Annotated in this window: 6 protein-coding genes and 3 pseudogenes; 4 read left to right on the top strand and 5 right to left on the bottom strand. The window is 34.2% G+C overall.

Annotated elements, in window-relative coordinates; genetic code table 11:
- Positions 1–126 precede the first annotated feature (126 nt).
- Positions 127–403: pseudogene (locus tag CQ058_RS30135) on the top strand (DDE-type integrase/transposase/recombinase); the annotation flags it as partial.
- 220 nt (positions 404–623) lie between these two features.
- On the top strand, positions 624–2,264 hold the full coding sequence (locus CQ058_RS30140) for a family 14 glycosylhydrolase (protein ID WP_105590208.1): 1,641 nt from the start codon (positions 624–626) through the stop codon (positions 2,262–2,264).
- A gap of 429 nt (positions 2,265–2,693) precedes the next feature.
- Here CQ058_RS30140 and CQ058_RS30145 read toward each other — a convergent pair whose 3' ends face one another.
- From CQ058_RS30145 to CQ058_RS30165, 5 genes and pseudogenes are all read right to left on the bottom strand, one after another.
- Entirely contained in the window at positions 2,694–3,260 is a 567-nt protein-coding gene (locus CQ058_RS30145) for a plasmid pRiA4b ORF-3 family protein (RefSeq protein ID WP_000650501.1), read from the bottom strand.
- Between the two features lie 337 nt (positions 3,261–3,597).
- A complete protein-coding gene (locus tag CQ058_RS30150) occupies positions 3,598–3,957 on the bottom strand; it encodes a GNAT family N-acetyltransferase (protein WP_050551715.1) in 360 nt (119 codons plus the stop codon).
- 142 nt (positions 3,958–4,099) lie between these two features.
- The gene (locus CQ058_RS30155; protein ID WP_002193549.1) at positions 4,100–5,179 is read right to left on the bottom strand and encodes an RNA-guided endonuclease InsQ/TnpB family protein; all 1,080 of its coding nucleotides are present in this window, start codon (positions 5,177–5,179) and stop codon (positions 4,100–4,102) included.
- A gap of 5 nt (positions 5,180–5,184) precedes the next feature.
- Positions 5,185–5,586: an IS200/IS605 family transposase gene (gene tnpA / locus CQ058_RS30160; RefSeq protein WP_033733370.1), complete on the bottom strand. Its 402-nt coding sequence runs from the start codon at positions 5,584–5,586 to the stop codon at positions 5,185–5,187.
- Between the two features lie 182 nt (positions 5,587–5,768).
- A pseudogene (locus CQ058_RS30165) lies at positions 5,769–6,248 on the bottom strand (amino acid permease); the annotation flags it as partial.
- A 385-nt stretch (positions 6,249–6,633) separates the two neighbouring features.
- Between CQ058_RS30165 and CQ058_RS30170 the strand changes: the two are divergent.
- A complete protein-coding gene (locus tag CQ058_RS30170; protein ID WP_002192079.1) occupies positions 6,634–7,542 on the top strand; it encodes an Rpn family recombination-promoting nuclease/putative transposase in 909 nt (302 codons plus the stop codon).
- Positions 7,543–7,881: 339 nt separating this feature from the next.
- Positions 7,882–7,968, top strand: a pseudogene (locus tag CQ058_RS30180) (IS6 family transposase); the annotation flags it as partial.

The following is a 7,968-nucleotide window of genomic DNA, read 5'->3' on the forward strand; positions in this document are numbered from 1 at the left end:
AGTAAACAGGTTAATGTGCTTTCTTTTTCCTGTCTACTATAAGGGGATCATATCAATACAAGGGTTCTTTTTTATTATTTAATATGATTCTATTTTAGTTTTTTCATTAGCTGATTGGAGTCACCATATCAGTATGGTCCTGAATTGGATAAACGAATCTGACGTCACCTCAAACCAATGACTCTTGAAGAGTCCATGAAACATATATCAAAGTAAAAGGGTAATGAATATATTTATATCGTGGTGTTGATTCGAAAGAAAACAGAATCGATTTTTCCTAAGAAAAATAAGAAACCAGAAGGCTGCAAAGCGCTTTTTCAAGAGAGTTTTGCGGCCTTTTCGTGTTTCAAAGCCTCGTGCTATAACAGTCGATAAGAATCCAGCTTATTATCTTCGTGTTAAGTATTGAGATGGTTGGAATGAATTTTATTTCAGCGATTTTTTGCACCAGAACCGAATAATCTGTAATCGAATTTTAAAATAAACAAGTTAATTAATCTAGCTTGTTTATTTTAGTTTAATATTATGCAATATTTTTCATGCAAACGATTGCGTTTTTCGTATATAATGAAAACGGATACAAAAGTGTTTTATAAATTTAAAAAAGGAAAAGGAGAAAAGGGATGAAAAAACAGTTTCAATATTATGGTATTGTCATTTTATCTGTCTTGATGTTATTTGTATCTCTATTAATTCCACAAGCAAGTTTTGCAGCCGTAAATGGAAAAGGAATGAATCCGGATTACAAAGCTTACTTAATGGCACCATTAAAAAAGATTCCGGAAGTAACAAATTGGGAGACATTTGAAAATGATTTAAGGTGGGCAAAACAAAATGGTTTTTATGCTATTACTGTTGATTTTTGGTGGGGAGATATGGAAAAGAACGGGGATCAGCAATTTGATTTTTCATACGCACAGCGTTTTGCTCAATCAGTAAGAAATGCAGGTATGAAAATGATACCTATTATTTCTACACATCAGTGTGGTGGAAATGTTGGCGATGATTGTAATACACCAATTCCTTCCTGGGTTTGGAATCAAAAAAATGATGATAGTCTTTACTTTAAATCTGAAACCGGAAACGTTAATAAAGAAACATTGAATCCACTTGCTTCAGATGTAATTCAAAAGGAATATGGTGAACTATATACGGCATTCGCAGTAGCTATGAAACCGTATAAAGATGTAATCGCAAAGATATACTTATCTGGGGGACCAGCTGGAGAGCTGAGATATCCTTCCTACACATCTGCTGATGGAAGCGGTTATCCATCACGTGGAAAGTTTCAAGCCTATACAGAATTTGCAAAATCAAAATTCCGTTCATGGGTATTAAATAAATATGATTCCTTAAATGAAGTGAACAAAGAGTGGAGTAAAAAATTTACTTCTGTTTCAGAAATTTTACCACCAAGTGATGGGGAACTGTTTCTAAAGAATGGATATAACTCTTCATATGGAAAAGATTATTTAGAATGGTATCAAGGTGTTTTAGAAAGTCATACAAAATTAATTGGTGAATTGGCACACGATGCTTTTGATCCAAGTTTTCAAGTACCAATCGGCGCAAAGATTGCAGGAGTACATTGGCAATATAATAATCCGGTTATACCTCACGGGGCAGAAAAGCCAGCAGGGTATAATAATTATAGCCATTTACTTGATGCTTTCAAAAGCGCAAAGTTAGATGTAACATTTACTTGTCTAGAGATGACAGACAAAGGTAGTTATCCAGAATATTCAATGCCTAGAACATTAGTACAAGAAATTGCAACATTAGCTAATCAAAAGGGAATTGTATTAAATGGTGAAAATGCTTTAAGTTTAGGAAATGAGGCAGAGTATAACAGAGTTGCAGAAATGGCTTTTAATTATAATTTTGCTGGATTTACGTTACTTCGGTATCAAGATGTAATGTATAACAATTCATTAATGGAGAAATTTAAAGATTTATTAGGTGTGACTCCTGTTATGCAAACGATTGTAGTAAAAAATGCTCCTACAACAATAGGAGATACTGTTTATATTACTGGGAATCGTGCGGAATTAGGAAGTTGGGACACGAAACAGTATCCAATTCAATTATATTATGATTCTCATAGTAATGATTGGAGAGGAAATGTTGTGTTGCCAGCTGAAAGAAATATAGAATTTAAAGCATTTATTAAAAGTAAAGATGGAACGGTCAAATCATGGCAAACAATACAACAAAGTTGGAATCCAGTCCCACTGAAGACTACCTCTCATATAAGTCGGTGGTAATTATATTATGTAAACAAAAAAGATACTTTAATAAGTGATAAAGGATTTTTTTTGTTTTTGAAGGAAAAATAAATCTTAAAAAATGTCACATTCCTCTTTCTAGTTCTGTTGCAAAGTTTCCGAAGACATAAAGAGATGGGGAATATTGCGGACCAGTTTTATGAAACTATTAATAATTCATGTAATTCGTTATAGGGGTCTCGCCACATCGCTATCAAGCTAAGGTTATGAAGTACCATCACGACTTTCACCGAAATCACAAGAAGTCATATAAGGGATAGCACTACCCATAAAGCAAAAAATACGTTATCCTTTCTGTAGAATCATAGGAAAGAATAGCGTATTTTTTCATTTTATGGGGTATTTTGTTTTGTTAGGTTGATAGCGATGTGGCGATATCCCATAAATAAACTAGCATTCATTTAGTACTTAATCACAATAAGTTAATCCTTTATTAATTTCGTGTATGTCAAAGAAAGAAGGATCAAAATTTAATAAATCCCATTCTGCGTAGATTTTATGTTGTGGGTGTGAAGAATCTTTTATCGCTTCTAAAAATTCAATATACCCTGGAATGCCCCCAATATCCTCTAATGGCGCCGCATTTTCTCCTCCTATACATTTTATTTCATCAGAAGGTTGATCAAATATCTTTTCAACATGAATCTGTAACAGCCAATGATCTCCAAAATCATATACATATTGAAAAGCCTGATCCGTTTTTCCGATGTGTTGGTGTAGCATAGTTTTATCAGCATGTAGCATCGGGGACGACGTAGTCATTGCCAATGTATGAAAGGAAATGCTCGGATCAGGAGGAGATGAAATTACATATTTCCCCACAGTAAATTCAAATAAATGTTGGTGTTGCCACTGAAATAAGCATTGAATCACGTCATGTAAATCATCAAAGGATAAATCTGTCGGTAAACTAACTCTTCTCCAAATGGGGAAAGGACATCCCACTAATTCCAAGTGCAATTGATAACATTTCATTTGTGTTTCCTCCTGTTTTAAATGGATGGTATATGTCTAGTTATCATTTTCGCTGAAATAGTAAGAAATATAAAGTATAAATCAATAGGAGGAACAAAAAATCATGCTAGTGTACAAAGAATTCGTTGTTACCCCAAACTGAAAAAATGAGCTGAATTGTCGATAGGTAAAAATTTTCGTTTAGGGGGGACTTCACATCACTATCAACCTAAGGTTTTGAATTATCCCCATAACGAAAACTTTATGCATCGTTGACTTCTTTTAAACTGTGTTAGTTAATTTAAAGATAATTAAGAAAGCCGTTCCTATAGCTAAGAATGGCTCTTATATATAAAACTTAATTAATTGGTATATACTTCTTGAATCCCTTACTTATAGTGCCATTATAACCATTTTTAGAAAAGAATTTATGTGCTTCTATTCTAGTTGTACTACTTAATAAGATAATTCTTGTGGATCCCCTTGCAATTGATAGCCGTTCTACATGTTTTAGTAACTTTTCACCTATCCCATTACCTCGAAAATCTTCATTTACAATCACATACTCTAGAACGGTATATGGTCTAAATTGATATCCAGGATCAAGACAAAAAGTCATAAATATACTTCCTTTAACTTTACAATCTTCCTCATATACAAATAAAAAATTATTAGAATCATTCCTTATCTGCTCAATTCTTTCTGTTGAGACTCCCACGACTGAAGTCGCAAGCCCTAATCCTTACGGATTAACGGGTGGGATTCTTGAATGACTAAGCGTTCGCAGTCCATTTCTGTTTTGAACAGCCTTCAAGATGAGGGCATCTCATTGCCCCTCCTAAACCAGACCATATAGGTGCTTAGGCTGATTGACTGTTACCATCAATCACAGTTGCGTAGCGAATATTCATCGCCCCAACGATATCACGATGTTTCTCAAACCCACATTTACACTTGTATTTTCTGTCTTGTGCCTTGTTCTTTTCAGAACATTTTGGACAGGTTTGACTTGTATAAGCAGGGTTCACATATTCGATCTTAATACCAACTAATGTCGCTTTGTACTCGATAAATTGTGCTAAACGATAAAATGACCAAGTATGTAGATTTTTTTCGTTTTTACGGCTTGTTCTTGCCGTCTGTCTAATATTCGTTAGTTGTTCTAATCGAATGACAGAAATATTATTATATATTGCAAAATCAATAATTTTACGACTTACTTTATGTTCTTCGTTTTTCATCCATCTTTGTTCTTTATCATTATATTGGCGAATAGCATTCAATTGCTTACCTTCTCCTAACTGCTTGCGGACACTACGAAACTTACGTTTCATATATTTATTTCGTCTTCCGTTTCCGAAGAAACGAACCTTGTCACCGTCTGTTACTGCAACAGCGGGAACTTTTAGCCCTAAATCGACACCCATTATCTTTGTTCCTGTCTTTTCGGATGTAGGAATTGTAACAGATATTTGAGCGATCCATTTGTGAGATTTTTTTGTGATGCGGAGTGTACCTAACTTGTGTTTTAACAAATTATAGTTACGATTATTCTTATCTACTAATAAAACACGTATTTTCAAACGAGTTGATTTTCCATTCACCATAAATGGAATCGAGATGTGTGTGAAGTTAAATGAATAATTTTGGTTATTCCATACGCAAACGGGTTTCTTTAAAATCGGAATGATTTTGTATTTACTTTTTTTCACCTTTGTAGAAAACACACTTTTCGCATCTTTAATCGCTTGATTCTTAACCGCACTTGGTAGGTTAGCGAGAACATCTTTTGTACTTTTCTTAGTGCTTTTCTTTAACTCAACCATTTCAGATACAAGTTCATTAATGACCCTGATATATTCGAGGCTACTTTGTTCCAATAAACAGATTTGTTCTTTTGTTGGAAGCAATTTAACTTGAACTGTTATGGTTTGCGACATAAGTTTCACCCCCGTGTTTTTTGATTTTCAACATAATGTTTTATTGTCTCACTTGATACATTTCCAGCAGTAGAAACAAAATAGGAACGTGTCCACAGACTTGGCAAGTGCATAAGGTGAGGAAATTCTTCCCTCAAACGCTTTGATGTCACCCCTTTAATTTTTGCCATTGTATCGGCGGGACTAAGTGTTGGCATTGTATTTAAAAATAAGTGAACGTGGTCTGTATCACATTCCATTGCGATAATAACAATATCCAGTCCGTTACATATTTCTTGAACCAACATTTTGAAACGTTCTTCTACTTTTGTGTTTAGAAAAATCTTTCTTCTGTATCGTGGACAAAAAACAAAATGATAGTTAATGAATGATACGGTTGTTTTAGTTCTTCTATAATCATTTATCATGGTTATACTGTATCAGTTTATTTATTAAACTGCAACAAAAATGATAAAAAATACCAACACTTTGGATACTTAAAGTACCACAAACCTTTCGATTTTTAATGGTACTCCGTATCCAACCTCACTATCATCCCATGCCTAAAGGCGATGGGCTTTCTCGTTCGGAAATGGCTGTAATACAGTTGTAAGTCTACATATGTTCCCGCTTCAGGACTATATGCGCTTGTTAAAGCAGTAGGTAATGTAATACCGAATCCACTTAATAGTCCTTGTAAATACCCTGACCAACCAGATGCAACAGCTGAGGAAGCTAATCCATATTCTAAAATTAAATCCCACCCTAAAATCCAAGCGATCAATTCTCCAAATGTTGCATAGCTATAAGTGTAAGCACTACCGGATACCGGTACAGTAGATGAAAATTCAGAATAACATAATGCTGCAAATACACAGGCTAAACCGGATAAAATAAACGACAAAACAAGTGCTGGTCCTGCGTGTCCTGCTGCGGCAACACCGGTAAGAACGAAAATTCCAGTTCCGATAATAGCGCCGATCCCGAGCATAGTAAGATCAAAAGCACCGAGTTCTTTTTTTAAAGATGCCTCTTTTTGTTCTGACTGTGCTAATAATGCTGAAATAGATTTTTTTCGAAATAGATTCATATAGTTACCTCATCTCATGGTTGTTTTAATATTCCGAAAAATTACATCGTTTTGTCGTATAATGTCGAATCCTTGTAGTTCACATTTTTATTCAAATAAATATTTTAAGTATCACTTTATTTCTTTTCGCTCAATCCATTTGTTCCAAATATATGCCTTTAAGGGAAATACTTATATCCCTATGAAATCAAGGTTTGTTGCGGTTATAAATTCCTTAGCGTACCATTTTCTCAAAATTATATGGTGACCCCAAATCGTCTTTGATAATCTATTGTGTATATCTGTATGCATCCTCTATATAAATCATAGAGATTGTTTGCATGTTGACTTTGGTTTTATGTACAATATAGGTAAAGATATAGTCTGAAACAGGAAGAGGAAAACCATGTCCAATTCATTAGTAAATTTACGTATCGATTTTGCATTTAAGCAGTTATTTGGCACAAATGGGAATGAAGATATTTTAGTTGCTTTTTTAAATGCCATTTTAAAAGATTCTTTAGAATCACCTATTGTTTCCCTACAATTAGAAGATCCACATTTACATCGAGAATATGAAGAAGATAAATTATCAATTTTAGATATTTCGGCTACATTAAATACAGGAACAAAGGTAAATGTAGAAATACAGTTGAATAACAATCACGATATGATTAAACGAAGCTTGTATTATTGGGGAAGGTTATACACCTCTCAATTGCAAAAAGGAATGCCTTATAGCTCACTTCATAAAACGATTACCATTAACTTGTTAAACTTTGTGATGTTTCCAGAATATGAAGCGTTTCATACAACAGGAATCCTTTGGAATCAGCAACAACAAAAGTTATTAAGTGACGATATAGAAGTTCATATTGTAGAGATTCCAAAGTTACTACAGCAATGGCGCGAAGAGAAAGTTAATCCGTGGGAAGATTCGTTTGTTCGTTGGTTATTATTATTACCAGCGAATGAAGATGAGTATCTCACACAAACATTGGAGGACATTGCCATGAACCAAGATCCGATTTTACAAAAAGCAATGAATAAGTGGGAACGTATGAGTCAAGATTCATCTTTCCGTCAAGCATATGAAGCAAGAGAAAAGGCTTTAATGGATGAGGCTGCAAAGTTTGCTCATGCTCGTAATGAGGGGAAAAAGGAAGGAATTCAAGAAGGGGTTCAGCAAGGGGTTCAGCAAGGAAAAATACAGATGATTAAAGGTATGCATGAACTTGGTGTACCACTTGAAACGATTGCTAAAGCCAGTAAATTAGGCATAGATGAGATTGAACGTATTTTAGAACAAAAATAATCAGCAACAAAAAAAGAACCTATTAATTGGGTTCTTTTTTTGAGCTATTTGTCAACTCGGGGTACGGAAATGATTCCGGGTATGAGGGGCCAAACTGGAAAAATATTCAATAATAATGTACCTTTGAAATAAAGTCGTACTGTTTATAAAAAAGATGTACCGTTTTAAAGAAAGTTATACCGCTTATAAAAAAGTTGCACCGCTTTATCCCTTTGTATAAAGGGATATTTTTTGTGCGTATTATTAATGGTTCTGGTGCAAACACTCCAAAACGCTTGTAAGTAACCTCCTAAACTTGGACATACTGATACTAGTACTCTGAAAAAGGATGTGATTGGTATGGAAAAGCAAAATCTATTCAAGTGGAAACTTTATCAACCTGATATTATTTTATTAACCGTGAGATGGTACCTACGGTACAACCTC

This window comes from Bacillus sp. MYb56, assembly GCF_002976445.1.
GTDB lineage: Bacteria > Bacillota > Bacilli > Bacillales > Bacillaceae_G > Bacillus_A > Bacillus_A mycoides.